This window comes from Crocosphaera watsonii WH 8501 (assembly GCF_000167195.1).
Taxonomy (GTDB): domain Bacteria; phylum Cyanobacteriota; class Cyanobacteriia; order Cyanobacteriales; family Microcystaceae; genus Crocosphaera; species Crocosphaera watsonii.
The window spans coordinates 249,730-275,640 of the sequence record NZ_AADV02000001.1 but is presented as its reverse complement, the minus strand read 5'-3'; the positions used below and the strand labels follow the sequence as shown (position 1 = coordinate 275,640).

Genomic DNA, 25,911 nt, shown 5'->3' with positions numbered 1-25,911 from the left:
ACTAGACTACCGAAATAGTCCCCGTCAGACCGCCATTACTGTGCCGTATTATTTAACTTTCACGGGCGCACCGACCGCAAACGGATCTAAAATCTATTTAATTTTTTGGCTGTGCGTCACCGCTAAACCTAATCTACCAGTCGCGTCACCTTTAAAATTCTTAGGGCGATATTTGTCCCGAAGATCTGAGGTAAGGGAAGCCAATCCCCTTAATATTCCGATGCGCTTTACCGCTACCTACCATTGTACTACGAGTCGAGGTATTTTGCCCAAAATTCATCCCCTCGGCTTTGCCGAGGGTCTTCTTTTGGAAGAAAGATAAAAATTCATAGCTTAGAAATTCAGTTAACCTCCTGGCTCACCTCCTGGGAGGGGCGGGGGTGGCTAGGGTTAGAGGTGAGTATTGGACTTTGGATAAAAAACAATTGTTAGCGTAAATTTTACGCTAAACATATCTCCAGAGCTAAAATAGAGAATTAAGGTGATTTTAAAAACTCTCTTTCCATCTTTTTAGGGGATTTTAAATATTAAATAGCTTCATTCAGTTTCGGTTCCAATATAGATATCTAAGTAGCTTTCAGTTAGAGATTGAATGACTCGTTCTCATTCATCAATGAGATTTCTTCTAGTGAGTTTTTCTACAGCATCAATATGAGCAGAACTTCCGGCTCGTCCTAAATATTTATATTTGGTTTTTTTCTCATTATTAGTGGCCATAGGAAAAATTGATTCAGCAGCCTGTAGTTTATAATACCAGTAGATTGTTCCCTTTCCATTAACCTGATAACGAATAATATGACAATTAGCTGGTGCTACTTCCCCTTCCCGTTCAATTTTCTTTATTTTCTGTTTAAGAGAGCGAATTAGACTCTTAATTTGTTTGGCTCTCAGGTGGACATCTTGACTGGTCTTAAGTTCGGAATGTGATGACATTAGCCTTAACTGTAACAAACAACCTCTTTTGATGTTAGCGTATATATTCCGCTAATTTATAAGGTAATAAATTTTAAAAATGACCAAAAATGAAACGGCTACGTCTGTCGAGGAATTCCTGGTGTGGAGGTCTAACCTCTTCCAAGGACTAAAAGCTAGAAAAGAAACTATTATAGAATTACTCGATGCCCTCTCCAGTAACCAACAAGCTCACTCAGTCGTTGAATTGTCTCTCAATCCTTTATTTAGAAGAGATTATAACAGTTTATATAGAGGAATTCAAGAGTTTTTACCCACTCAAACTGACCCTAATTATGAACAGAGAATTGAGACTTTATTTTCAGCGGTATCGAGAACAATTCCTCCTACTTCAAAACATTATAACTTATTTGGTATTGACACAACTCCCTGTCCACGACGGTTTGGCGAAACGTTAGCGGATAAAACCTTTATTCATTACCCCAATCCAATTAAGGGAAATAAACCCATTAATATTGGAAATTGTTATTCCGTTGTCTGCGCTTTACCTGACCAAATAGACACAGAAAAAGTCCCTTGGGCTGTCCCCTTATCAGGAGAGTGAGTCCCCTCTAAACATAAAGGAGTAAATCAAGGCAATCAACAACTAAAAAAAATCTGGCAAAGTTCTTTATTTTCTGATAAATTATCTGTCTTAGTGGCTGATAGTGACTACAGCCAAAAGGATTTTATTGGGGAACAAGTTAAGCACGAAGACGTAGTTACTATTACAAGAGTTAGAAGTGACCGAGTTTTTTATCGTCAATTTATTCGGGACCCAAATCAAGCCAAAACTTCGGGACATCCCCGTTGGTATGGGGATAAATTTGACCTTAAAGATGACCAAACTTGGACTGAACCTGATGAAGTTCATCATGTTCCCTTTACAACGAAAAAAGGTCGTCAATTAACAGTGACTATTTCGGGATGGAAACAGATGTTAATGAGAGGAACTAAAAACTATAAAATGAACAATCACCCCTTTACTTTACTCCAGATTGTTGTCAGAGCTCAAGAAAGAAATAGTATTTGGAAACCTATGTGGCTTATTGTTATTGGTTCTCGGCGCGATGAGTTAAGTTTAGTTGATTGTTATCAGTGTTATCGACAACGTTATGACATGGAACATCTTTTTCGATTTGGTAAACAAAGATTATTGATGACATCTTATTTAACTCCCGATGTACATCATGAAGAAAATTGGTTTAAACTAACACTTCTTTCTTACGTAAATTCGTGGGCTGCCAGAAAATTAGCTGTGGTTTTACCCCGTGATTGGGAACAGTATTTGAAGACTAATAAATCCATCAAAATCACCCCTAGTCTAGTTCAAAGAGACTTTTCAAGAATAATTACGACCTTGGGGACTTTCGCCAAATTTCCCAAACGTCGAGGTTTTTCTTCCGGACGTATTAAAGGTTACAAAAAAGCCCCACGAACTCGTCATGATGTTATCAAGAAAGGGAGCAAAAAATCAACTAAAAACTTAAAAGCTCCTTAGTTTTCCTCAGAATCTATAGATTAGCCCTATTTGTCAGCCAATTTTATTGACTGATACAGAGCCGATTTTTTGGGATTTTAGTTTAGCGTAAAATATACGCTAACAAACTTTTTTTGTCCAAAGTCCAAGTGAGTAGCCTGACTTAATTTACCCCTGAGTTTGCCAACCGATTAAACAGATAGCTGTGATGAGACTTAATATAGGTAAAATTATCCAGGGCTTGATTTTGTATCTTTTCATGACAATAATTCCGAAGCGACCATAAATTTACTGTAAGATTATGATAACAGTAGACTCAAATAACCGCTATAAAGCTGGTCTAGAAGTAGCTAAAGTACACGCTCAAATTAAAGATGCTCGTAGCGACTTTCTCCACGAGTTAACCACTAAACTTGTGCGAGACAATGACTTAATTGCGATAGAAGACTTAGCTATTAGAAATATGGTGCGGAATGCACCGCCACTTTCCACTGCCGCGTTCCACGCCTTGAATTCAATTCAAGGTGGGTCGGCGGGAAAAAACCATAAATTAGCTAGGTCAATTAGGGGTTAACGGTGCGATCGCTTAATTAGTGAAGTGTGTCTTTACGGTCAAATTCTTGATACTTCTTCCCCAGAAAAAACTCAATATTGTTGATCTTGCTGTGCAAGGCCTTCTGTCTTTTTTCTACTATGGCAAGTTTTTTGAACAAGTCCGTTTTTAGCTGATCTATGTACGCTTTGTACAAAGGATTTCTCATCAAATCGGTCGAGGTATTGCTAGAGGTTGCGTGTTCACTAGGGGGGGAAGTTTTCCTTTTTATCACTTGGTTTCCTGCCATTCCGATCCCACCACCACCCAGCATGGTCAGAAAATTGTTAATGGTATCAGATACATTTTGAGATCCTTGCTTGGGAGCATTATTTGCTAAGACATCAAGCCAAGGAACTCCAACAATAATGATAAACAGCAAGAAGACAACAATAACCTTTAAAAACCTCATCACCTTTTTTGAGGATAGAAAGCGACACATAATATTTAATCCTCTAATTAAGCGATCGCTTAAATCTATTCTGGAAAGTTGTACTATGGGTTAACTAAGAAGTGATAGAACTTTTACTAGGGGTTTAGGTTGCGATCGCTTTTTCTAGATAACCCCTAGCAAAGTAGATGACCCCCTCTTTTTACGAGATAATCTGCGTTGTCTAATGGTTTTCCTTTTTGACAAGCGTTTCTCAAATTGAGGATTTTTTATCAATTCTCCATTGCTCAAAGCTAACAGTTTCTTGATACCCAAGTCACAGCCAATAGCAGTTTTGACCGCCGACCCACCTTGAATTGAATTAAAGGCGTCGAATGCGCTGCCGCGTTCCAGCAGGATTTCAACTCCTGCTGGAACGCGGCAGTGGAAAGCGGCGGTGCATTCCGCACCTGCTCTAAATCTTTCGGCTTTAATTGAGGAACATGCTTATTTTCTAATTAGGGGTCGAAGTGGTAGTCACCTACCACTACTCCCAGTCCGAACCGTGCATGAGACTTTCACCTCACACGGCTCTCGGCAATTAGTCCTTTGTCATAGGTACTGTTAACACATCGTCTTTCCATTCATAGCCATTATAAGTGCCAATCATAGAGCTAGTGCAGCTTAGCAAAAATAATCCACCAGTCACTTATGATCTTTAAAGCCCTTAAATTTCCAAACGAACGGCTTAGCAAAATGTTGATTAAAGTAATCAATAAAATTGAGAATTTTTTGGGATAGTTCTTCAGTTGAACGGACAGTAATTCTTTTGAGTAAACGCCTGACTAAGATCGAAAACCAACACTCAATTTGATTAAGCCACGATGTATGTTTGGGAATATAAACAAAGCGAATTCGATGAGATTCATCTGATAAAAAATCTGCTCTGCTGTCCATAGATTGCAGAATCCCCTCCTTTCCTTTTCTCCCCAAATCAATAGTAATTCCACAGCTTTCTGCTACTAATTTGACTAAGCTTTCCGATTTATGAGTGTTGAGTTTATCTACAATAAAAATCCATTCTGCTTTTTCATCAATCTTAATCGTTCTCTGGATATGTTCAGAAAAATCTTGTTCTGTTCTTGTCGGTCCAATAGAGGGACTAACAACTTTTCCTCTTGCCACATCCCAGTTCGCAATCAAGCTTAAAGTTCCGTGTCTTTCATATTCAAATTTGATTTTTTCTACTTGTTTAGGCTTGACTCTTTTGTTCGGAAATAATCTCTCAAGAGCTTGAATCCCTGTCATTTCATCTGTACTAATTAAATGAATTCCTTGTTCTAACAAAGTTTTAGCTTCTTGATGAAGTTCACAGATATATTTGACTTGCTTTTTAAATTTTAAGGGATCATCAATTTTGGCATTTAACCAGTAACGAACGAGATGTGGTTGTAATGTCGCTTCTTTTTAAAAAACGCCCCACACTACGGGGGGAAATCTTTTCGACAATTCCTCTTTTTATGGCTTCATCCGCCAACTCTGAAGGTGTCCAATGGCTCACTGGTCTGTCTGATTTTTCACATTCTTCACAAGCGATCGCTACAATCTGGACTACTTGTTCGACCGTAAAGGATTTTGTTGTTCCAGGTCTTGGGCGATCGCTTAAAATTCCTTTGATCAAGACCATTAATGCTTTCTCCGTTACCTGTTGTTCTTCGGCGGCACTCAGTTTTTCTCTCTCCTCAAACCATCGCGATCGCCACTGACGCACTTGTACTCGGTCTAATTCTAATCTTCGACTAATCGAACTATTGCTCTCTCCTGATGCTGCGGCTAAGATTAGCTTGGCTCGTCTAACAAGGCGATAGGGGTTTGTTGTCCCTCTCACTATTTGTTGGAGTACTGTTTTCTGTAGGTTGGAGAGGTTAATTGGCAATGCTTTTATCATGGACATCAACTTCGAGATTCTTCCGTTAGTTTCATTGAAACACATTGTCGTGGCTAGTCACGAAAGTTTCTGTAAAAATCTGGTGGATTACTTTCGCCAAGCTGCACTAGGCCTTCTTGGGTTTCTGTGGGGAGATAATCTCTATCATCGATATTAGGAAGGGGAGGATTATTATTTATGGCTAAAAGACGTTCAGCTTCTTTCAGGTTATTTTGAGCCAAAACAAGGTTAGGGTCAATTTCTAGGGCTTTTTTATGGGCAGCAATGGCTTCATCATATTTCCCTTGATCATCTAGGGCTAACCCCATGTTGTTATAACCAAAAGCATCGTTAGGGTTAATTTCTATGGCTTTTTTATAGGCAGCAATGGCTTCATCATATTTCCCTTGCTTTCTTAGGGCTACCCCCATGTTGTTGTAAGCAAAAGCATAGTTAGGGTTAATTTCTATGGCTTTTTTATAGGCAGCAATGGCTTCATCATATTTCCCTTGCTTTCTTAGGGCTACCCCCATGTTGTTGTAAGCAAAAGAATAGTTAGGGTCAAGTTCTATGGCTTTTTTATAGGCGGCGATCGCTTCCTCTAATTTCCCTTGACGATTTAGGGCATTACCCATGTTGTAGTAAGCCGTAGCATAGTTAGGGTCAAGTTCTATAGCTTTTTTATAGGCGGCGATCGCTTCTTCCAATTTCCCTTGATCATCTAGGGCTAACCCCATGTTGTTATAAGCAAAAGCATCGTTAGGGTCAAGTTCTATGGCTTTTTTATAGGCGGCGATCGCTTCTTCCAATTTCCCTTGCTTTCTTAGAGCATTACCCATGTTGTTGTAAGCAAAAGAATAGTTAGGGTCAAGTTCTATGGCTTTTTTATAGGCGGCGGTCGCTTCTTCCAATTTCCCTTGCTTTCTTAACGCTAAACCAATATAGAAGTAAGCTATGGCATTATTGCTGTCAATTGAGATAATTTGTCGCCAAATACTTTCTGCTTCCCTATATCTACCTTCATTTTGAGCTTGATTACCTTGTTGAAATAACTGTTCAATGCTTTGTGTCATCCCTACATAGGGAGTTGCTACGAGGGAGACTGTTAGGACAATGGGGAAGAGAGTACGTAACATGGAACAGTTTTGATAGTCAGTGTAGGAATAATTTGTTTTTTAGTGTTCATTATATGGCATTAAAAACGGTTAAGTAGGGTTTGCTGAATAAAAGCAAAACCCTATTCTTTAAAAGGTTACACCCATATTCGCGATCGCAAAAAAGATCAGCTTTGTCGGCTACAAACCGCTATAATTGGTAGAAACACCTCCCAGTTGTTGGTCAAGAACAAATGTATCGAAAAGAGGAGCAACCTTTACCGCCCCAAAAAAAATTTGAATTACCTTTCGAGGGCAAATTGTCCCCCAATAATCGTTGGGTAATCATGGCAGAGTTGATACCTTGGGATGATTTTGAGGAAGAATATGCTAAACTTTTTTCAGCAGAAAAAGGTGCGCCAGCCAAACTATTTAGAATGGCATTAGGGACATTAATTATTAAGGAAAAATTAGGAACAAGTGATAGAGAAACTATAGAACAGATTAGAGAAAATCCCTATCTACAATACTTTATAGGTTTAAATTGTTATCAACAAGAGCCACCACTGGAATCTTCAATGCTAGTTCATTTTAGGAAAAGAATTGATGGAGAATTGATAAACAAAATCAATAAAAAAATAGTAAAAAGAGAAATAGACAAGAGTGATAAAGAAGTAAAAAAAAAGGATTGTCTCCAAGAAAAAGGAGAAAAAATAAAAAATAAAGGTAAACTAATTTTAGATGCGACTTGTGCGCCAGCAGACATCAAATACCCAACGGATTTAGGCATATTAAATCAAGCCAGAATTGAGACAGAAAGAATAATAGATAATCTTTATAAACCATTAAGAGTAAAATTGAGAAAAAAGCCGAGAACTTCTAGAAAAATTGCTAGAAAGGAATACTTAAAAGTAGCTAAAAAACGAAAAGTATCTTATCAAAAAAGAAGAAAAGCTATCGGGAAACAGTTAAAATACCTTAAGAAAAATTCAGGAAATATAGAAGACTTAATTCAAGCTGGGGCTTCCCTGGAAAATCTGAGTAAAAGACAGAAAAATTGTTTAGAGACTATCAAAAAAGTTTATGAACAACAACAGTCAATGTGGGAGAATAAGACCCAGAGTGTTCCTCAAAGAATTGTAAGTTTAACTCAACGGCATATTCGTCCAATAGTGAGGGGAAAAGCAGGAAAACCAATAGAGTTTGGAGCTAAACTCTCAGTAAGCTGTGTAGATAACTATGTGTTTCTAGACAAAATAAGTTGGGAAAACTTCAATGAATCTTGTCATTTAAAAGAACAAGTAGAAAAGTATAAAGAAACGTTTGGCTATTATCCCGAATCCGTCCATGTAGATAAAATTTATCGAACTAGGGAAAACAGAAATTGGTGTAAGGAAAGAGGGATAAGAATCAGTGGTCCGAAGTTAGGAAGACCTCCGAAAAATGTCAGTGAAGAAGAAAAGAAACAAGCCCACTCCGATGAATGCTTCCGTAATGCTATTGAGGGAAAGTTTGGACAAGACAAAACTCCCTGAAACCTCCATTACATCTATTGCTATTACATTTTTAGTTGTCAATCTTTCTAAACTTCTGAGGCAGTTTTTGTCGCTTTTTTTGTCCTTATTTACTAATAATAGAACAGGGGAACTCATCAAACCGCCTTTCATTAATTTTGATTATACTTTAAACAATTTTTATGTACTAAAACTTATTGATTCGTCAGAAAATTCTTGGTCAAAAGTGGCATAAATTTTGGAGAAACTTTTTCAGCAAACCCTAAGTAGGTAGTGAAATGTTTTAGCCAAAATGAGCTAGGAATGTGAGCATCCTGCTCACTTGCTGCAAAAGTAGCATCCTACTCACTGGTAACTGATCACTGCTAACTGGTAACTGCTAACTGGTAACTGCTAACTGGTCACTGTTAACTGATAAAATATACTAGAAAAGATAGGAGTAGAATAAGTGGCCGTTAAAATTGGTTTACTGGGTTTGGGAACAGTGGGAACGGGAACAGCACAAATTTTACTCGACCCCACAGGTAGAAACCCCCTGTTAGAAGAAATTACCATCAGCAAAGTAGGGGTACGATCGCCCGATAAACCCCGTCAGGTGGAATTAAGCGAAGGGGTGATCACCACCGACTTAGAAAGTATTGTCAACGATCCAGAAATTGCGATCGTCGTGGAATTATTGGGAGGACTCGAACCTGCCAGATCCCTCATTTTACAAGCTATTGCCAACAAAAAGCACGTAGTGACAGCAAATAAAGCAGTAATTGCTCGTTATGGCGATGAAATCTACGAAGCAGCCAACGAAGCCGGAGTATATGTTCTCTTAGAAGCTGCCGTGGGTGGTGGTATTCCCATCATTAAACCCCTGAAACAGTCTTTAGGGGCAAATCGGATCGTCAGTATTATTGGTATTATCAACGGCACTACCAACTATATTTTGACCAAAATGACCTCAGATGGGGCAGACTTTGGGGAAGTGTTAGCCGAAGCGCAACAATTAGGTTATGCTGAAGCCGATCCCACTGCCGATGTGGACGGGTTAGATGCGGCCGATAAAATCGCTATTTTAGCCTCTTTAGGGTTCGCAGGAAGGGTTAAACGAGAAGATATCTACTGTGAAGGTATCCGTGAAATCAGTGCAACGGATATTACCTACGCCGAGCAACTAGGTTTTGTGATCAAATTATTAGCCATTGCTCAGGGAACAGAAGGAGAAAACTCCCAACAACTAGAATTAAGGGTTCATCCCACCTTAGTACCGAAAAATCATCCTTTAGCCAGTATTAACGGCGTTTATAACGCTGTTTTGGTAGAAGGAAAACCCCTGGGACAAGTGATGTTTTTTGGACCAGGTGCTGGTGCGGGACCCACGGCCAGCGCAGTGGTTTCTGATATTATGAACATTGTGGCAATTCTCAAGAGTAGTGGTACAAATAACAATCTTGATCCCTTATTAAGTTGTGTTCATCAGCATTTTTGTCAAATTACTCCCATAGAAGCCATTAATACCCGTTTTTATGCCCGTTTCCTCACCAAAGATTTACCTGGGGTAATCGGTTATTTAGGGACAACCTTTGGTGATCATCAGGTTAGTTTAGAGTCGGTGGTTCAAATTGGTTTTCAAGGGGAACTTGCTGAGATTGTCGTCGTCACTCACTATGTCCGTGAAGGAAATTTCAACACTGCTTTAGATGAAATTCGTAATCTAGAAGCGATCGATAGTATCCCCAGTATTGTCAGGGTTTTGTAGAACAGTGAACAGTGAGCAGTGAACAGTTAGCAGTGAGCAGTGAACAAAAAAGATTAAACAAAGATGGGGTTTGGAGAAGGCAGAATTTTTTGCTGAGTGACCTTTATGGAGAAAAAATTGGCTTCAAAGGAAGATTTATTGTTGCTTTTTTTTCTCTAGTCTCCTGGTTTTCTCCTTTATCTGCGATCGCTCAAACGTCTTTATCTGAGTTGTGTCAAAGTCCTATTTTATCCCGTTTACAACGCCATCAGGTTATTTCTGGGGAAACCATAGAAAGTATTGCGCAACAGTATAATTTAATTCCTCAAACCTTGGTAGGTGTTAACCCCAGTCTCGAAGGGGGACGAGTACAGGTTGGACAAGAAATTTTAATTCCTCCTTTTAATGGGGTTAAAATAACTGTTCCCAATGGTGCCACCTGGCAAGACTTAGCCACTGCTTATGGTGTGAGGGCAGATGTTTTGTTTGAGCTTAATGGTTGTGTGGAAAACCCAACAGTGGTCTTTATTCCTGGGGTTAATTGGCAACCAGGAAAAAGACCTTCTCAAGATAATTATACTGGGTTGAGGGGTTATCCTTTACCCGCGATCGCCCAAGTTGGCTTAAGTTATGGATGGCACGTGGAACCCAATACAGGAGAGTCTTTTTTTCATGGGGGAATGGATATTTTAGCGGAAGTAGGAACCCCTGTATTAGCAGCAGACTCAGGAGAGGTGGTTTATGTGGGCCAAGAGGGAAGTTATGGTTTTTTGGTGATTGTGGATCATAGGAATGGAAGACAAACCCGTTATGGCCATCTTAGTCGTTTTGAGACTCGTATGGGTCGCTCGGTGCAAGTAGGGGAAGTTTTAGGTTATGTGGGGACAACAGGACAACCTGACTTATTAAACCCTCATTTACATTTTGAAGTCCGTTTTAAATCTCCTGTTGGTTGGGTTGCACAAGATCCTAGTATTCATTTATCGCAATAAACAATTAATAGTTAATAATTAATTGTTTTAGTTAGAATTAGTATAGTAACTGTTAACTCATAATTGAGGTAAACAATGACTGTAATTACTCAAAAATTTACCCTAGAAGACTATCTTGCTTATGACGACGGGACAGAAACTCGTTATGAATTAGTCGACGGAGAATTAATTGCTATGCCAACGGAAAGTCCAATAAATAACCGTATTGCTATCTATCTGCTCACAGAATTTGCTAAGATAATTTCTTTTAAGCTAATTTGTCATAAAGATACAGAATTAGTTGTTAGTAGCAATCGTGTTCGTTTACCTGATTTAATGATATTGAGTGAAGAATTATTAACTCAAATAGGTGGAAAAAGAGCCACCATTACACCCGAAATGTCATCCCCTGTTTTAGTGGTAGAAGTAGTTTCACCAGGAAAGAGAAATCAAGATCGAGACTATCGTTATAAACGCTCAGAATATGCAACGAGAGGAATCAGTGAATATTGGATTATTGATCCTGAAAAAGAACAAGTTAACCTCTTAATTTTAGTAGATGGTTTTTATGAAGAAACCATTTTAAAAAATAGTCAACCCATTGTATCTTCCAATTTTCCTGATCTCAGTTTAACCCCTGAAAATATTTTTAATGCAACGAAATAATAGTATAATAAATAAATAATCATCAAAATCGTAAAAAAGATTGTGATAGCTAATCCTGAAACCTTATATTTAACCCCTGATGAATATCTCTCTTGTGAAGAAAAAAGCGATATTAAACACGAATATCGTCAAGGAGAAGTATATGCTGTGGCAGGTGCAAGCAATAACCATGTGTTAATTGCTGTTAACGTGATAACCCTTTTAAGAAATCATTTACGGGGAAAAGGTTGTCGTGTTTATGCTTCTGACACAAAGGTTAAAATTGAATCAGTCAATACTTATTATTATCCCGATATAGCTATTAGTTGTGATGAAAGAGATAGAAACTTAACTCAATATATCTGTCATCCTTGTTTAATTATTGAAGTGTTATCCGATAGTACAGAAGCTTTTGATCGAGGAGATAAATTTGCTGATTATCGTCGATTAGAATCTTTAAAAGAATATGTTTTAATTAGTCAAAACACTAAAAGAGTCGATACTTTCTCTAAGAATGAACAAGAGCAATGGTTATTACAATCCTATCAAGAAAGTGAGCAATTAACTTTAAATACCCTCGAATTTTCTTGTTTAGTTTCAGATATTTATGAAGATATTACTGAACCAAATGAATAATTTTATTAATCACTTCTTCAACAGTTAAACCATCGGTATTAAGTTCGATCGCATCGCTGGCCTTGCGGAGAGGAGCCAAAGTTCGATGAGTATCTTGATAATCTCTTTGTTGAATATCTTTTTCCAGTTGTTGCAGACTTATATTATCTTCTCCTTGGGCCTGAAAATCCTTTAACCGTCGTCTTGCCCTTTCTTCAACCGAAGCTGTCAAGAAAATCTTAACCTCGGCATCAGGAAAAACATTAGTACCAATATCTCGGCCTTCCGCTACAATACCCCCTAATTTTCCCAATTCCTGTTGATAAGTCACTAATTTTTCACGAACCGCAGCATAGGCAGAAATAGGAGACACTAAAGCAGTGACTTCGGGTGTGCGAATAGCTTGGCTAACATTTTCCCCGTTAATAATCACTTGGAGAGGTTGTTGATCACGGGGGGGGATAAATTCTAGGGTAGCTTGGGACACTAATTCAGCGATCGCACTTTCATCCTCTGTTGCTATGTCTGAGTGTAAAACTAACCAGGCCATAGCCCGATACATAGCCCCTGTATCCAAATAGGTTAAATTTAGAGCTAGGGCCACTTGACGGGTAACGGTAGATTTTCCGGCACCGGCAGGGCCATCAATAGCAATAATGGGTTGTCTAACCCGTAAGATTATATTATCAATCAGTCGAGTAGATCCTATATAAGCAGCGATCGCTAATAACCCTGTTTCTTCAATGGTATCTAAGGGTTCTAGAGTTTGAGCATGGACACATTCAATATATTGAACCTCTATAGCAGAATGGGAGGTTAATTGTTCTTTAACACAACTAATTAAAGCTTGAGTTTCCCTTTCTCCAGTGATAAAAGCTTGTTTAGCTGCTTGTAACCCTTTATATAAGGCGATCGCTTCTTGTTGTTGTGTTGCTGTCAGATATTGATTACGAGAACTATAAGCGAGTCCAGAGGGTTCTCGAATAATGGGACAACCTTTAATAACTACAGGTAGGTTTAAATCTTTAACCAATCGGCGGATAATAGCCAATTGTTGGCCATCTTTTTCCCCAAAATAGGCCATATTGGGCTCAACAATGGTCAATAATTTAGTAACAATGGTGGCCACCCCTTGAAAGTGGCCAGGGCGAAACGGCCCACATAAGACAGAGAGCATCTGTGCCGGGGGAATAACTTGAGTGCTTGGCTCAGAGGTGCTATTAATACCCATTTCGTCGGGAGTTGGGGCAAATATAGCAGCCACTCCTAGCTGTTCGCACAGTTGAGCGTCTGTTTCTAGTTGACGAGGATACTTAGCTAAATCTTCCTGGGGGCTAAACTGGAGGGGGTTAACAAAAATGCTCACCACCACCCGATCAACCTCAGACATAGCACGACGAATGAGGCTAATATGACCTTCATGTAAGGCTCCCATAGTGGGAACCAACCCGATAGTTTGGTTTTCTCTCACGGAAGCTAAGTAAGTACGTAACCCGGCTACAGTTTTAAACAGACGCATTTTTTTGCTGTTGATTAACGCCCTAATATTTCTAGTTGAACGGGAGCCACACCACTGCTAACTAAACCAATCACACTTGCTGCTCCCTTTGATAAGTCTATCACCCGTCCACCTACAAAGGGTCCGCGATCGTTAATACGGACAATGACAGAACGACCATTTCTGAGGTTAGTTACCCGTACTTGAGTGCCAAAGGGTAGAGTTTTGTGTGCTGCGGTTAAACCATTTTGGTTGTATCGCTCGCCATTGGCGGTTAAACGGCCGTGAAAACCTGGCCCGTACCAAGAGGCCATCCCTTTACGACGACTGGTGACAGGGCGAACACTAGCTAAACCGGACTCATTGTTACGGGGTTGATTTGGGTTAACAACGGCTGTTAGAGGGGGCGCATTTCCCATCAATCGCCGTAAACGGTTGGTAGCTTGTAAAGCGTCAATGGCTTTGTTGCGGGTGGTATCGGATAAGATAACCCCTTTATCGAGTTTGATTAATTCTTCTGAATTTAATTTAATACTATGGGTTTTATCTGGATTTAAGGTAACGCTGAGGTTTTCTGCTTTAAAAGTATTATCGTTATCAAGTTCATTGAGGCGTTTAGCGAAGGCTTTAGCGCGATCAATAGCTTTGCTTTCTATCTTAGTGGGATCTATATCATTTCCTTGTTCTCGAAGGGCTGCTAACTCGGCTTTTGACCCCAAAAAAGTTAACACAGGAATTTGACGAATTCTTAAGGTTACTGCCAGTTGAGATTGCCATGGGTGAACATAGAGTGTGGCGATCTGCTTTGAAGCAGTTTCAGATGTGCTATCGGGTTGAATGGGTCCGAAACTGACCACATTTGGCCTCTGAAAATCGGAAATTTCTTGCCCTACAAGGGTCCCTACTCCTATTTGATCTACCTGATCTATCGTATTAGAGGCTTGTGAACTCTGTAAGGAAACACCAATTAAGGTGGTAGTTCCAACAGTGGTCATTAAGGCAGTTGCTAATCCAGTCAAAAATTTATTGTTCATAGATATTGTCTTAAGTAAGTTGTTTAACCTCTTGGAATTCCCTTAATTCAATGGGTTTTCCAACTTTGACTCCTCACAGAACTGTGTTTTACATTTCTTAAACCTTTACACAGTAGCACGAATTTTTCAGGGGGTGTGGTTTTCGTGAATTCTGATTCAGAATGGTGTTCCTTGAATCTCTTAATAAAGGTTTACAGGAAAAAGTACATAGATTACGATAGTAGATTTACTTAAATTTCCTCAAAAACGATCCGCACAGATATTGTCTTCTAATTCATATTTAAGAAAGGATTAAGCTACAAACCTTTGATTATCATGAGGTCAACAAGTTTTTCTATCCAAGATGCCATAGGGTAAAGACTTACGTATTTATACGGAACAATTGCTGTAATCTTTTCAATATCCTTAGGGAGGAAAGTCTGATAATTCTGATTCTTTCTCAGCATTTATATTAGATTTTCTAATCTAAGTGTTGATAGAGATTATAAAAATTGAGGAATAATAAGGTTGGAGTTGCAATTTTGTCAATTTCGGATAACATAGAATTGAGTTAAAATGCCCATTGGGATTGAATATTATGCTAGGGATTGTTATTAGTTATTATTGGGCTGTAGCCTTACTCATATTTTCGATGTGGTTTAAACTGTTTTGGGTTGATGAAACAACCCCTAGGAACGATTTATCCTCTTGGGTAGTCTTGATTGTTGGGGCTAGTTTGTGGGTTGTGGTACTGCCTTTTGCTAATTTGGAATTAGTGCTGAAAGCTTATTCCATTAACAGTTAACAGTTTAAAATTGAGAGAACTTTTGGGAGAAGAGACATCAAACATTAATAAACCCTGGAAAACCCCCCATTCTGGTTATCATTGGGATGGTAGTTTCAGGCGTTTTTTTGAAGGTTGGTATTATCGGGTTACTTTACCCCAATGGGGTCAAAGTTTTGCCTTTATGTATTCTATTGATGATCCCATTGGTGGAAAACCTCATAGCGGAGGTGCAGCACAAGTCTTAGGGGAAAATGAAGAATATTTATATCGTATTTTTCCTGATGTTAAAAAGTTTTGGGCTAGTGAGCAACAATTGGCGTTGTGTCATTGGAAAAAAGAGAATCTTACTTTAAAACCGCAAATTATTGAGTCAACTATTTTCGAGGAAGCTGTTGAGGAAGGTTATCAAGCAAGCGCTACCTTAAATCAGGGTTATATTGAAGATCCTGTTACCAATAATTATTGTCGTTGGTGCTATGATATAAGGCCAGTGGATGGATGGGGAAATCGTTTTTATTCCCAAGAAGCAACAGCAGGATGGTTATCTTTTCTACCTATTTTTGATCCAGGATGGCAAGTTTTAATGGCTCATGGATGGGCAACTGGTTATATCGATTGGAATGGTAAAAAGTACGAATTTAGTAATGTTCCGGCATACAGTGAAAAAAACTGGGGTTATTCTTTCCCTAGTAAATGGTTTTGGATTAATTGTAATAGTTTTGAGCAAGAATCAGACTTAGCTTTAACTGCTGCTGGGGGCATAAGACAAGTTTTCAACTGGCAAGAATCTGTTGGAATTATTGGGTTACACTATCAAGGTAAATTCTATAAATTTTTCAGAGATGATAGTCAATTATCTTGGAAAGTAACGCCTTGGGGAAGTTGGATTATGCAGGGAAAAAATGCTGATTTTTTGGTTAAAATAGAAGGGAATACTAAGGAATCAGGGACTTATGTTAGGGTTCCTACGGCTGAGGGTTTACAGTTCCTTTGTCGGGACACTGTAAAAGGAAATTTAACCCTAGAATTAGCTAATCATGAGGGTAAAATACTCTTAAAAGCTAACAGTTGTTTGGGGGGTTTAGAAATTGGTGGATCGCCCTGGGATGATTCTTGGATTTACGGATAATAGACGCATCCCATTTTCGTAGAAAGATCATCTGTTAATAATTAATGAGTGATGCTTGCTCAGTCTCAAACCAAGTCTTTTCAAAAATTTTCGCATTTAAGGGATGTCCAAAAAAGTAACCCTGTCCTAATTTACAGCCTAAATCTTGAAGTATTTTAGATTGTTGCTCAGTTTCAATTCCTTCTGCTACTACATCCATTCCGAAATTATAAGCTACATCAATAATGGTTTTGAGGATTTTTATTGTTTTCAACTCGTTTAGATTACGCTGAATAAAAGACTTATCAATCTTAAGTATATCAAGCTCAAAATTATGCAAATAACTTAATGATGAGTAACCAGTGCCAAAGTCATCGATACAAATTTGTATTTTTCTTTCTTTAATTTGTTGAAATAAATCGTTAATAATTTGATGATTTTTGATTAAAATATTTTCTGTTATTTCCATTCTGATGAATTTTGGATCTAATTGAGTTAGGTTACAAATTCTATCAATATTTTCTACTAAATTTACTTCGTTGATCTGATGACCTGATAAATTAATACTTATTTTTAAAGATGCAGCTTTTTCATATTGTTTCTTCCACACTTGAGCTTGACGACAAGCCTCAAAAAATACCCAGTTTCCTAAGTCTATAATCAATCCTGTTTCTTCGGCTAAACTAATAAATTCGATGGGGGGAATTAATCCTTCTTGGGGATGATTCCATCTTACCAATGCCTCAAAACCAATAAGTTCTTGGGTAGAAAGGGAGATGATTGGTTGATAATAAAGTATAAACTCTTCTTTAATTAATGCTTTCTTTAAATCGGTTTGTATAAGTAAGGTTTTCAGAGCTTCTTTGTGCATAGTTTGATCAAAGACACAATAACGATTACGTCCTTTTTCTTTAGCTTTATACATGGCATTATCTGCATCTCGTAGAATCTCTATACCCTCTTCATAATCATAACAATAAGGCTGTCTCCCAAATACTATCCCAATACTGACAGTGGTAAAAAAATCAAGATTATTGATGTATATAGGTAATTGAATCTGCTCGATAATTTTATTAGTTATTTGCAGGACTTTTTGAGAGCTATTAATGTTCTTTAATAAGACTACAAATTCATCTCCAGTTAGGCGGAAAACCCGACCTAGATTATCTATTGTTTGACAGATACGCTGACTAATTTCTACTAATATAGTATCCCCAGCATGATGTCCTAAACTATCGTTAATCACCTTAAATCTATCAATATCAATGAATAGAACAACGAATTGATAATCTTGATCAGTTTTAGACTTCTGGAGTGATTCGTTGATTTCTGTCATCAAGAAAGAACGATTAGGTAGTTTAGTTAAATTATCATGCAGTGCATCATGTTGTAATTTTTGTTCTATTACTTTACGTTGCTCAATTTCTGTGGCTAACTTGTTATTAGTTGTTTCTAGCTCTAAAGTCCGTTCTTTAATTGCAGTTCCTAGTTGAAAATTAAATTGACGAATCTGAGCTTCACTAACTTGTAAATCTCTTAGGTTGTTATAGGTTTCTGGCAGTAACTTACTAACTAGGCTACATAACCCTACTACGGTAAAGCCTAATCCAAATAAAGTAGTAACCCAACTTGCATTTAGATGAAGATCCATCATAGCTTTCATTGCTTGTTCACGGGATGTAAACAAGGGCATTACATACATTGTATATAAGTCTATACTATAGAATATCCCAATAGAAGTTAGTCCTAATATAATGTAGAGAACAGAGTTCTGCCATCTCAGCTTTTTGAGTAACTTATAATCCTGAGTAAATGTATAAAAGGAGTAAAAGCACATAACAATAATTATTAAGTCAATTATTGTCATAAAAAAAATTGAGTTCCAAATCATTTCTCATGTCCTAGTACAACTTACTTTAATGAGATGAAAAGTCCCATTAAGATGAGATAACTTAATCAGTTAAAGTATATATGACTAAGAAAAATATCTTTCCAAATAGTTTATCAACTACCCCTCACCGTCATTATACTTATTCCTAAGAATAAAATAGATTCTGTAGCCCTATTAATATGGGCGTTGTTCTAACTATAACATAAACAGCACTTCCAGAAGCCCTGTACAAGTCCATTTTTTATCACTACTAGAAAACTATATTACTGTTTATGTATTGCTATTAATTATGAACACTATGGTAAAAATATGCTGTTTATCCCAGTTTAAAAGACTTTAGCCCTATTATTAACAAAATTTTCTGTTTTTTTACTTAAAATATTATCCAGCATCGTCCCATTTTGGCCATATAGCAATCAGTAATGATTTATGAGATTATTGAGATCTCCCCTTTAGTTCCCCCCTTAATAAGGGGGGTTGGGGGGTAGTGGGGGGATCAGTTTCAACATTAATTCTCACAACTGAAACCTGATTGCTATATGAGAATTGATACTAGAGTTTTTTGACTATTAACCCGCACCATATCCTACAATTGAGAAAAACCAAGTAATATAAGTTATGGCTGATGTTAGTGGAGTATGGCTTGGAACTTATTGGCAATATGGTTCTCCTACTCGTTTTGAAATGACTTTAGTGCAGGGAAAAAATACTCTGAGTGGGAACGTTTTGGATGATAGTTCTCTAGGAGAAGCTAATGTTACAGGGGAAATCAGTGGCCGCACGGTTACTTTCCGTAAATGTTATCTTAGCGGTTCCCGTCATTGTATTGACTATTTTGGGACGGTTTCTTCTGATGAAAAATTGATGACAGGACAATGGCAGGAAGGGGTTTTTAACCAAGGAAAATGGGAAGCTCATCGTCAAGATGATAATCTTACCCTTAGTTTAGAAAAGATTAAGTCAAGTCCCTTACAAACAGTTTCTTAAACTAAGTTCACTGGTTTGGTATTCTCAATTATTCTTATATGATAATGTTGAATTGACCAATTCTTATCTTGAGTTTTTCACTTCTCGTTAATTCAGTTATTACCAAAGATTGTTGATTGTTCGGAATTCTTTGTAAGATTTTATCCCTTTCGTTTAAAGTTGTTTCTTCTGAAAAATACAGTTGAGTAATTAATTCTTCTTGGTTAGGAAGTGTTACTTTAAAATGAATATGAGGAGGTCTTCTCCAAGACCTAGTTACTGGATATCCCCCTGGTTTAACAGTCTTAAAAACATAGGAACCGTCTTCCCCGGTATTTGTCTGCCCCCAACCTTGAAAGTTAGGATCAATCGGTGCATTATTAGGGTCGTATTCGTGATTATAACGTCCTGAAGAACAAGCTTGCCAAATTTCAACTTTTGCTGAGGTAATGGGTTGATATTTCCTAGTTAAAACTTGACCTGCGATGATGATTTTTTCTCCTAATGCTTGGTTTTTTTTGTTTCCTATCCAGGTTAAATCATTATCATCATCTATAGGAAATTTTAGAGGATAAAAGGGTCCCTCTATTTGTTCTGGGGTCAGATCAGATATGGGCTTTTGTCGACTTAAGGGGATGCTTATATACCCTATACTAAAAAATTCGATTTGTTTGAGTAAATTTCTTCTTGTTAATGCCATTGATGTAATCTGATTAACATAAACAATACTACATAATAATTACATTGATATTATTTTTGTCCATTCTTCTATAATAAAATAAGGTACTTTAATTGTACTTGATTCATCATCTTTTAAAGGTAATTGTAACAACCAAAAACTATCGGTTTCTAATCGTTCTATAATAGGATTGAAATCATACTGACCCATACTAGGGGAAAAGGCCTCTTTATCACTGGCAAAAATATCAGGAACTTTAACGGTTAAATCTTCCCTAATTTTGATGGTTAACGGTTGAGGGTGTGCAAATTCAAATAATTCAGGAAATCCTACTAAACGAAGATTTATCGTTGGTTTATTATTGCCTCTTATCTCTTTGTAAAAAATTAGTTGCCAAGGATTTTTAGATTTATCTCGCCAAGTTTGTATGGATTTATAAAGCAGAATATCAGGGGGTATTTTACTTTCCCTAATCACAGCAGAAGCAGGTTTTATGAAGAATAAACACATCAAAACTAAGACAAAAATTAACCTAAAAAATTTCTTACTCATTTTTTATATTACCCCTAACTAATCACTGTTTAAATATTGCCACATTTTTGATTAGCAGGGACTGCTTTGATCATCTTCTTCGGATCAGGTAAATTAAGATTATTCATAAAAGTGATAAACTGAGGGCGATCCCGTCCCAGAAAACGAGGATTATATTGTTTTTCTTCCCTAATAGTAGAAACACTGTGACCATTGTAGTCATGGGCAGGATAGACTAAAGTTTCGTCCGGTAAAGTAAATAATCGTTGTGTCACCGAGTCGTATAATACCCCTGCATTACCACCTTGAAAGTCTGTACGCCCACACCCTCGAATAAATAAAGCATCTCCTGTTAAAACAGCTTTGTTATTGACTAAATAGGCCGAGTGACTATCCGTGTGGCCTGGAGTAGCGATCGCCTCTATGATAACATCCCCTAACTTTAATACTTCTCTGTCCCTGAGAAACCCGTCAGCGCAGTTAACTGGAGCATTTTCCGGGACAATCACCAAACATCCGGTTATACCCCGTAATTTTCCTGTTCCTGTAATATGGTCGGCGTGGATATGGGTTTCTAAGCAGTATTTTAAGGTTAATTGTAGCTCATATAACAATTTTCGGTCCCGTTCAACTTGTTCCAAGACAGGATCAACCAATAAAGCTTGTTTTAGACTGCGATCGGCGATTAAATAAGTATACGTGGATGATTCTTCATCAAACAGTTGACGAAAGAGCATAATTTTCATTAATTTTCATTAATCAATCTAAAGATATCTTAAGTGTGTTAACTTTGGCAATTTTCTGGGGATTCTAAAAATATCAGGATTTACTGTTTACCTCCTTTTTGATTTTAGTTAGTGCCATGCTAAAAATAAAATTATTTAATCCGCAACATCCCCTAGAACATCAGGAACTAGAATTAAGCGATCACCGTCTGAAGGACTATGGGTGTTTGATTGGTAATTCTCCCAGTTGTGGGTTAATGCTTCCTAGTATTAAAGTCCAGGAAGTTCATGGTAAATTGTTTACCGATAAGGGTAAGTATTACTTTCAGGATTTAACGGAGAAAGGAATCACTCAGTACAATGATGAAAGAGTTAATAAGGAAAAGTCTTATCCTTTAGAGACGGATGATATTATTCGCATTGGTGACTTTGTGTTAATTGTTGATGGATTACCAATTAAGAAGAAGTCGAAAAATAGGAAGAGTAAGAATACTAAGAAGAGTAAGTCCTCTAATAAAAGGAGTCTGCAAAATATTAAAGCATTAACCAGAAAAAATCGCCGTTCTACTGATAAAGCTTCAGAAAAAACAGAACCAGCGAATCAAGTTACTCTTGAACCAACAACTAAGGCAGATAACTATCAACTAGAATCAGGATCTTCTATGGGCAATGGTTCTAACGGGGCTGTAATTTCTCCGCCTTTACCCACAGGAAAGATAAATAATAAAGTCTCTTCAAAACCACAGGAAACTACTCCAAATATTGTGCAATCACAACCTCCGGCTTTAGGAGGAATTAACTGGTGGAACAAAGGGAAAATAACAGTTCGCTGCCTAAACATCATTGAAGACACCAAGGATGTTAAAACCTTTCGTTTTACTGGAACATCACCCACTCTATTTAATTATAAGCCAGGGCAATTTGTTACCCTAAATCTCAATATTAATGATAAGATAATAAAGAGGTCTTATTCAATTTCTTCTACTCCTTCTCGTCCCCATACCTTAGAAATTACAGTTAAGTGAGTACCAGCCCCAGCAGATGTTCCAGATGCACCACCTGGGTTAGTTTCTAATTGGTTACATGATAATGTTAAAGTAGGGGATGAAATTACCCTCACAGGACCATCAGGGAAGTTTACCTGTGTTGATAATAATGCAACTAAATTGTTATTTATTTCAGCAGGAAGTGGAATAACACCAATGATGTCTATGTCGCGTTGGGCTTTAGATACGGTAGCTGAGAGATATATTACTTTTGTCCATAGTGCTAGAAGTCCGAGAGATATTATCTATCGAAAAGAACTAGAAGCAATGGCAGCTAATCATAGTAATTTTCATCTGGGTTTAACCATGACTCGTCAGACAACCGGAGACCCTTGGTGGGGTTTTCAGGGACGACTAAACGAGGTTTTATTACCAGCTATTTGTCCCGATTATAAGGATAGAGTTATCTATGTTTGTGGTCCTGATAGTTTCATGAAAGGGGTCAAAAAATTAGTAGAAGAATTAGGTTTTCCCATGGAAAACTATAATCAAGAAAGTTTTGGAAGTCCTAAGAAAAAACGCCCCCCATCTTCTCAAGAGAAGAATGATAATTCATCTGTTGTCGCACCCAATAATAATATCACCAAAAATAATCATGTTGCTACACCAAAACCTGTTACGGCTCCGAGTAATGATACATCTTATCCGGTGGTTTTTGCAGAGTCAGGAAAAGAGGTTCTTTGTAATGAACAAATGTCCTTATTAGATTTAGCTGAAGAAGAAATGATCGAGGTGGAATCTAGTTGTCGCAGTGGGGGATGTGGGAGTTGTAAGGTGAAGAAACTAGAGGTAGACATTCGTTATGAGGGTGATCCCGATGGTTTAGATGAGAGTGATGCAGAAGAGGGCTATATTTTAGCTTGTATCGCTCATCCTCAAGGAAAGGTGATTATCGACGCTTAAAATACCCATCTATAGCAGTTCCCATACTTGTGAGGTACACAGTTTTCTAGTTTTAGGAGTTCGGAGTTCGGAGTTCGGAGTTCGGACGCGCGATATTAGGTGTACCGTTCGGAGTCGCGCTCACGGCGAAGCCTCATGAGTCCGAGAAACGCTATATAACCTGCCTCGGACTCTACCCTCCTTTTGATATTGAAACAGAAAATAGATAAACTACGTCTATGTAGTCCATGACCACCAGATAATTTATTGATCAATCAGAAAACCCTGGTCATTTTGAGCATGATCATAGACAATTAATAAATTAATCATCTAACTATATATAAAATTATGTGTGGAATTGTGGGCTATATTGGCACAAAAACGGCAACCGACGTATTAATCGACGGTTTAGAACGGTTAGAATACAGAGGATACGATTCAGCCGGTATTGCTACAGTTTTAGAGGGTAATATCCACTGTACCCGAGCAAAAGGTAAACTCTACAACCTACGGGAAAAATTAGAACGGGAGGTCAACCCTTCGCAAATGGGTATCGGCCACACTCGTTGGGCCACCCACGGTAAACCCGAAGAACATAACGCCCACCCTCATCGGGATAATAGTCAGAGGTTGGCAGTTGTGCAGAATGGTATTATCGAAAATCATCAAGAATTACGGGAAGAATTAATTAATAAAGGGTGTGAGTTTGCTTCAGAAACAGACACGGAAGTTATTCCCCATTTAATCGCCCAATATCTCCCCGAAACTGTAGATTATGATGGTCTCTTAGAAGCTATCCAAAAAGCGATCCATCGTCTCAATGGTTCCTTTGCGATCGCCGTTATTTGTGCAGACTACCCCGATGAAATTATTGTGGCACGTCACCAAGCACCCTTAATTATTGGCTTTGGCCAAGGGGAATTTTTCTGTGCGTCTGATGTAACGGCGGTAGTCCCTCATACCCATGCAGTTTTATCCCTGGAAAACGGCGAAATTGCCCGTTTAACCCCCCTCGGCGTAGAAGTTTACGATTTTGACCTAAAACGCCTGAGAAAGCTACCTAGAACCCTCGACTGGAACGTTACCACTGTTGAAAAACAAGGGTTTCGTCACTTCATGCTCAAAGAAATATATGAGCAACCTTCCGTGGTGAGAAGTTGTTTAGAAACCTATTTAGATGCGAGTTGGAGTAAGGAAAAAGCAGAAGAAAAAAGTCCCATTAATTTAGGTTTAGCTGGCGAACTTTGTGACAATGTAGATTATATTCAAATTGTCGCTTGTGGGACCAGTTGGAATGCCAGTATGGTAGGTAAATATTTGCTAGAACAGTTAGCAGGTATTCCCACAATGGTACAGTATGCTTCAGAGTTTCGTTATTCTCCTGCACCAATGTTAAGAAATACCCTAACTATTGGGGTAACACAGTCAGGGGAAACAGCAGATACTTTAGCTGCCTTAGAGATGGAAAAGCAGCGCAGAATGGCTTTAGAATCTCCATACAATGCACAAATTTTAGGTATTACCAACCGTCCCGAAAGTACCCTCGCTCACATGGTAGATCGGATTATTAATACTCAAGCAGGGATCGAGATCGGAGTTGCTGCAACTAAGAGTTTTATTGCACAATTAATGGGCTTTTATTGCTTGGCCATAGATTTAGCTTATCGTCGTCAACATTTAAGTGCAGATAAGTTAGAAAGTTTGGTGAAAGGGTTAAGAGAATTACCCAATCAAATCGAACTAATTTTAAGCCAACAAGAAAAACAAATTGAAGAGTTAGCACACGAATTTATCGATACTCAAGACTTTATTTTCTTAGGCAGAGGGATTAATTTTCCTATTGCATTAGAAGGAGCATTAAAGTTAAAAGAAATAAGTTATATTCATGCTGAAGGCTATCCAGCAGGGGAAATGAAACATGGTCCCATTGCTTTATTAGATGCGAAAGTTCCTGTGGTTGCTATTGCTATGCCAGGGGATGTTCATGATAAAGTATTATCCAATGCCCAAGAAGCAAAAGCCAGGGATGCAAGGTTAATTGGTGTTACTCCTACTGATGATAATGAAGCGAGAGCAACCTTTAATGATTTGTTATTTGTTCCTCATGTAGATGAACTTTTATCACCTATTATTTCCGTGATTCCCTTACAATTGTTAGCCTATCATATTGCTGCTAGAAGAGGTTTAGACGTTGACCAACCTCGTAATTTAGCTAAGAGTGTTACGGTGGAATAAGATTAATAGTCTTAGGATTATTGTTATTTATAATACTCCTGAGATTATCTTTTTAAATATGATAAATAACAGTATTTCTAAAAATGGTATTTTAATTCGTTTAACAGAAGAAAGATGGAATCATATTCTCAATAACCATAGTGAATTAATTGATTATAAATCAGAAGTTTTAAAAACAATTGAAAACCCTGATAAAATATTAGAAGGTAGTCAGGATGAATTTTTAGCCATCAAAGAGATAATCACAGGTAAATATATGGTTGTTGTTTATCGAGAATTATTGAATGATGGATTTATTATTACTGCTTATTTAACCCGTCGTCTTCGTTCATTAGCAAAGAGAAAACAATTATGGCCATAACTAGCATCAACCTACAATCTTATCTTAGTTTAGCTAAAACAATTAAGAATCTTCCTAAACAAGATTTTTGGACAGCTTATGATGCAGAAGCAGATATTCTTTATATCAATTTTCATCAACCTGCTTTATCTGCTGATGATAGCGAATTAACCGACGATGATATTATTATTCGTTATCAAGGTGACGAGATTATTGGGTTAAGTATTCTCAATGTTAGGAAACAATAGATTATCGGTGTTGGGTTTCGTTTCTCAACACAACCTACAAGATCAGCGATCGCACTTCATTAGTAAAGAGAAAACAA

Annotated in this window: 22 protein-coding genes and 4 pseudogenes; 14 read left to right on the top strand and 12 right to left on the bottom strand. The window is 37.8% G+C overall.

The features are described from left to right. Positions 1 to 537 precede the first annotated feature (537 nt). Positions 538 to 933: pseudogene (locus tag CWATDRAFT_RS01425) on the bottom strand (hypothetical protein). Positions 934 to 1,012: 79 nt separating this feature from the next. On the opposite strand from CWATDRAFT_RS01425, the pseudogene CWATDRAFT_RS32610 reads away from it, so the two are divergent. Together CWATDRAFT_RS32610 and CWATDRAFT_RS41590 are read left to right on the top strand one after the other, a co-directional pair. After that, positions 1,013 to 2,452: pseudogene (locus CWATDRAFT_RS32610) on the top strand (NF041680 family putative transposase). Between the two features lie 280 nt (positions 2,453 to 2,732). Then, positions 2,733 to 3,005 carry a transposase gene (locus CWATDRAFT_RS41590; protein ID WP_007303298.1) on the top strand — a complete coding sequence of 91 codons (273 nt, stop codon included), beginning with the start codon at positions 2,733 to 2,735 and terminating at the stop codon, positions 3,003 to 3,005. Positions 3,006 to 3,021: 16 nt separating this feature from the next. On the opposite strand, the gene CWATDRAFT_RS01405 is transcribed toward CWATDRAFT_RS41590, so the two are convergent. From CWATDRAFT_RS01405 to CWATDRAFT_RS01390, 5 genes and pseudogenes are all read right to left on the bottom strand, one after another. After that, positions 3,022 to 3,465: a hypothetical protein gene (locus tag CWATDRAFT_RS01405; RefSeq protein WP_035824050.1), complete on the bottom strand. Its 444-nt coding sequence runs from the start codon at positions 3,463 to 3,465 to the stop codon at positions 3,022 to 3,024. Between the two features lie 135 nt (positions 3,466 to 3,600). Beyond that, a pseudogene (locus CWATDRAFT_RS39185) lies at positions 3,601 to 3,753 on the bottom strand (transposase); the annotation flags it as partial. A 345-nt stretch (positions 3,754 to 4,098) separates the two neighbouring features. After that, on the bottom strand, positions 4,099 to 4,740 hold the full coding sequence (locus CWATDRAFT_RS01400; protein WP_007303297.1) for a transposase: 642 nt from the start codon (positions 4,738 to 4,740) through the stop codon (positions 4,099 to 4,101). Positions 4,741 to 4,804: 64 nt separating this feature from the next. After that, positions 4,805 to 5,386, bottom strand: coding sequence for a helix-turn-helix domain-containing protein (locus CWATDRAFT_RS01395; RefSeq protein ID WP_007303150.1), 582 nt, complete (start codon positions 5,384 to 5,386; stop codon positions 4,805 to 4,807). A gap of 8 nt (positions 5,387 to 5,394) precedes the next feature. Further along, complete coding sequence (locus tag CWATDRAFT_RS01390; protein ID WP_007303296.1) at positions 5,395 to 6,456, bottom strand: tetratricopeptide repeat protein; 1,062 nt, start codon at positions 6,454 to 6,456, stop codon at positions 5,395 to 5,397. Between the two features lie 212 nt (positions 6,457 to 6,668). On the opposite strand from CWATDRAFT_RS01390, the pseudogene CWATDRAFT_RS01385 reads away from it, so the two are divergent. The 5 genes and pseudogenes from CWATDRAFT_RS01385 (at position 6,669) to CWATDRAFT_RS01365 (ending at position 11,906) form a co-directional block, all read left to right on the top strand. After that, positions 6,669 to 8,163: pseudogene (locus CWATDRAFT_RS01385) on the top strand (IS5 family transposase). Between the two features lie 213 nt (positions 8,164 to 8,376). Continuing rightward, entirely contained in the window at positions 8,377 to 9,675 is a 1,299-nt protein-coding gene (locus tag CWATDRAFT_RS01380; RefSeq protein ID WP_007303294.1) for a homoserine dehydrogenase, read from the top strand. An 11-nt stretch (positions 9,676 to 9,686) separates the two neighbouring features. Continuing rightward, a complete protein-coding gene (locus CWATDRAFT_RS01375) occupies positions 9,687 to 10,646 on the top strand; it encodes a peptidoglycan DD-metalloendopeptidase family protein (protein WP_007303293.1) in 960 nt (319 codons plus the stop codon). 75 nt (positions 10,647 to 10,721) lie between these two features. Further along, the gene (locus CWATDRAFT_RS01370) at positions 10,722 to 11,291 is read left to right on the top strand and encodes a Uma2 family endonuclease (protein WP_007303292.1); all 570 of its coding nucleotides are present in this window, start codon (positions 10,722 to 10,724) and stop codon (positions 11,289 to 11,291) included. A gap of 42 nt (positions 11,292 to 11,333) precedes the next feature. Beyond that, positions 11,334 to 11,906: a Uma2 family endonuclease gene (locus CWATDRAFT_RS01365; RefSeq protein ID WP_007303291.1), complete on the top strand. Its 573-nt coding sequence runs from the start codon at positions 11,334 to 11,336 to the stop codon at positions 11,904 to 11,906. Here CWATDRAFT_RS01365 and CWATDRAFT_RS01360 read toward each other — a convergent pair. Together CWATDRAFT_RS01360 and CWATDRAFT_RS01355 are read right to left on the bottom strand one after the other, a co-directional pair. Then, the gene (locus tag CWATDRAFT_RS01360; protein ID WP_007303290.1) at positions 11,887 to 13,404 is read right to left on the bottom strand and encodes a bifunctional pantoate--beta-alanine ligase/(d)CMP kinase; all 1,518 of its coding nucleotides are present in this window, start codon (positions 13,402 to 13,404) and stop codon (positions 11,887 to 11,889) included. The two genes, CWATDRAFT_RS01365 and CWATDRAFT_RS01360, sit on opposite strands and share 20 nt — an antisense overlap. Before the next feature lie 14 nt (positions 13,405 to 13,418). Beyond that, on the bottom strand, positions 13,419 to 14,417 hold the full coding sequence (locus CWATDRAFT_RS01355) for a septal ring lytic transglycosylase RlpA family protein (protein ID WP_007303289.1): 999 nt from the start codon (positions 14,415 to 14,417) through the stop codon (positions 13,419 to 13,421). Positions 14,418 to 15,223: 806 nt separating this feature from the next. Between CWATDRAFT_RS01355 and CWATDRAFT_RS01345 the strand changes: the two genes are divergently transcribed. After that, entirely contained in the window at positions 15,224 to 16,312 is a 1,089-nt protein-coding gene (locus CWATDRAFT_RS01345) for a tocopherol cyclase family protein (protein WP_007308894.1), read from the top strand. 34 nt (positions 16,313 to 16,346) lie between these two features. Here the strand turns inward: CWATDRAFT_RS01345 and CWATDRAFT_RS01340 are convergent, their stop codons facing one another. Beyond that, positions 16,347 to 17,954: a putative bifunctional diguanylate cyclase/phosphodiesterase gene (locus CWATDRAFT_RS01340; RefSeq protein ID WP_232286920.1), complete on the bottom strand. Its 1,608-nt coding sequence runs from the start codon at positions 17,952 to 17,954 to the stop codon at positions 16,347 to 16,349. Between the two features lie 846 nt (positions 17,955 to 18,800). Here CWATDRAFT_RS01340 and CWATDRAFT_RS01335 point away from each other — a divergent pair. After that, positions 18,801 to 19,169, top strand: a complete 369-nt coding sequence (locus tag CWATDRAFT_RS01335) for a hypothetical protein (RefSeq protein WP_007303286.1) — start codon at positions 18,801 to 18,803, stop codon at positions 19,167 to 19,169. 34 nt (positions 19,170 to 19,203) lie between these two features. On the opposite strand, the gene CWATDRAFT_RS01330 is transcribed toward CWATDRAFT_RS01335, so the two are convergent. The 3 genes from CWATDRAFT_RS01330 to CWATDRAFT_RS01320 are packed head-to-tail and all read right to left on the bottom strand — an operon-like array spanning position 19,204 to position 21,095. Next, complete coding sequence (locus CWATDRAFT_RS01330) at positions 19,204 to 19,848, bottom strand: protocatechuate 3,4-dioxygenase (protein WP_007303285.1); 645 nt, start codon at positions 19,846 to 19,848, stop codon at positions 19,204 to 19,206. A 39-nt stretch (positions 19,849 to 19,887) separates the two neighbouring features. Further along, positions 19,888 to 20,379 (bottom strand): DUF3122 domain-containing protein, encoded by a 492-nt coding sequence (locus CWATDRAFT_RS01325; RefSeq protein ID WP_007303284.1) that lies wholly within the window; start codon positions 20,377 to 20,379, stop codon positions 19,888 to 19,890. Between the two features lie 29 nt (positions 20,380 to 20,408). Beyond that, entirely contained in the window at positions 20,409 to 21,095 is a 687-nt protein-coding gene (locus CWATDRAFT_RS01320) for an MBL fold metallo-hydrolase (protein ID WP_042711127.1), read from the bottom strand. A 125-nt stretch (positions 21,096 to 21,220) separates the two neighbouring features. On the opposite strand from CWATDRAFT_RS01320, the gene CWATDRAFT_RS39180 reads away from it, so the two are divergent. From CWATDRAFT_RS39180 to CWATDRAFT_RS01300, 5 genes are all read left to right on the top strand, one after another. After that, on the top strand, positions 21,221 to 22,108 hold the full coding sequence (locus CWATDRAFT_RS39180) for an FHA domain-containing protein (protein WP_232286918.1): 888 nt from the start codon (positions 21,221 to 21,223) through the stop codon (positions 22,106 to 22,108). A 141-nt stretch (positions 22,109 to 22,249) separates the two neighbouring features. After that, the gene (locus tag CWATDRAFT_RS39175) at positions 22,250 to 23,032 is read left to right on the top strand and encodes a 2Fe-2S iron-sulfur cluster-binding protein (RefSeq protein ID WP_268742118.1); all 783 of its coding nucleotides are present in this window, start codon (positions 22,250 to 22,252) and stop codon (positions 23,030 to 23,032) included. A 327-nt stretch (positions 23,033 to 23,359) separates the two neighbouring features. After that, positions 23,360 to 25,246, top strand: coding sequence for a glutamine--fructose-6-phosphate transaminase (isomerizing) (gene glmS / locus CWATDRAFT_RS01310; RefSeq protein ID WP_007303280.1), 1,887 nt, complete (start codon positions 23,360 to 23,362; stop codon positions 25,244 to 25,246). Beyond that, positions 25,230 to 25,607 (top strand): hypothetical protein, encoded by a 378-nt coding sequence (locus tag CWATDRAFT_RS01305; RefSeq protein WP_232286917.1) that lies wholly within the window; start codon positions 25,230 to 25,232, stop codon positions 25,605 to 25,607. The genes glmS and CWATDRAFT_RS01305 overlap by 17 nt, the downstream gene beginning before the upstream one ends. Beyond that, the gene (locus tag CWATDRAFT_RS01300) at positions 25,598 to 25,834 is read left to right on the top strand and encodes a DUF2283 domain-containing protein (protein WP_007303278.1); all 237 of its coding nucleotides are present in this window, start codon (positions 25,598 to 25,600) and stop codon (positions 25,832 to 25,834) included. The genes CWATDRAFT_RS01305 and CWATDRAFT_RS01300 overlap by 10 nt, the downstream gene beginning before the upstream one ends. Positions 25,835 to 25,911: the final 77 nt, after the last annotated feature.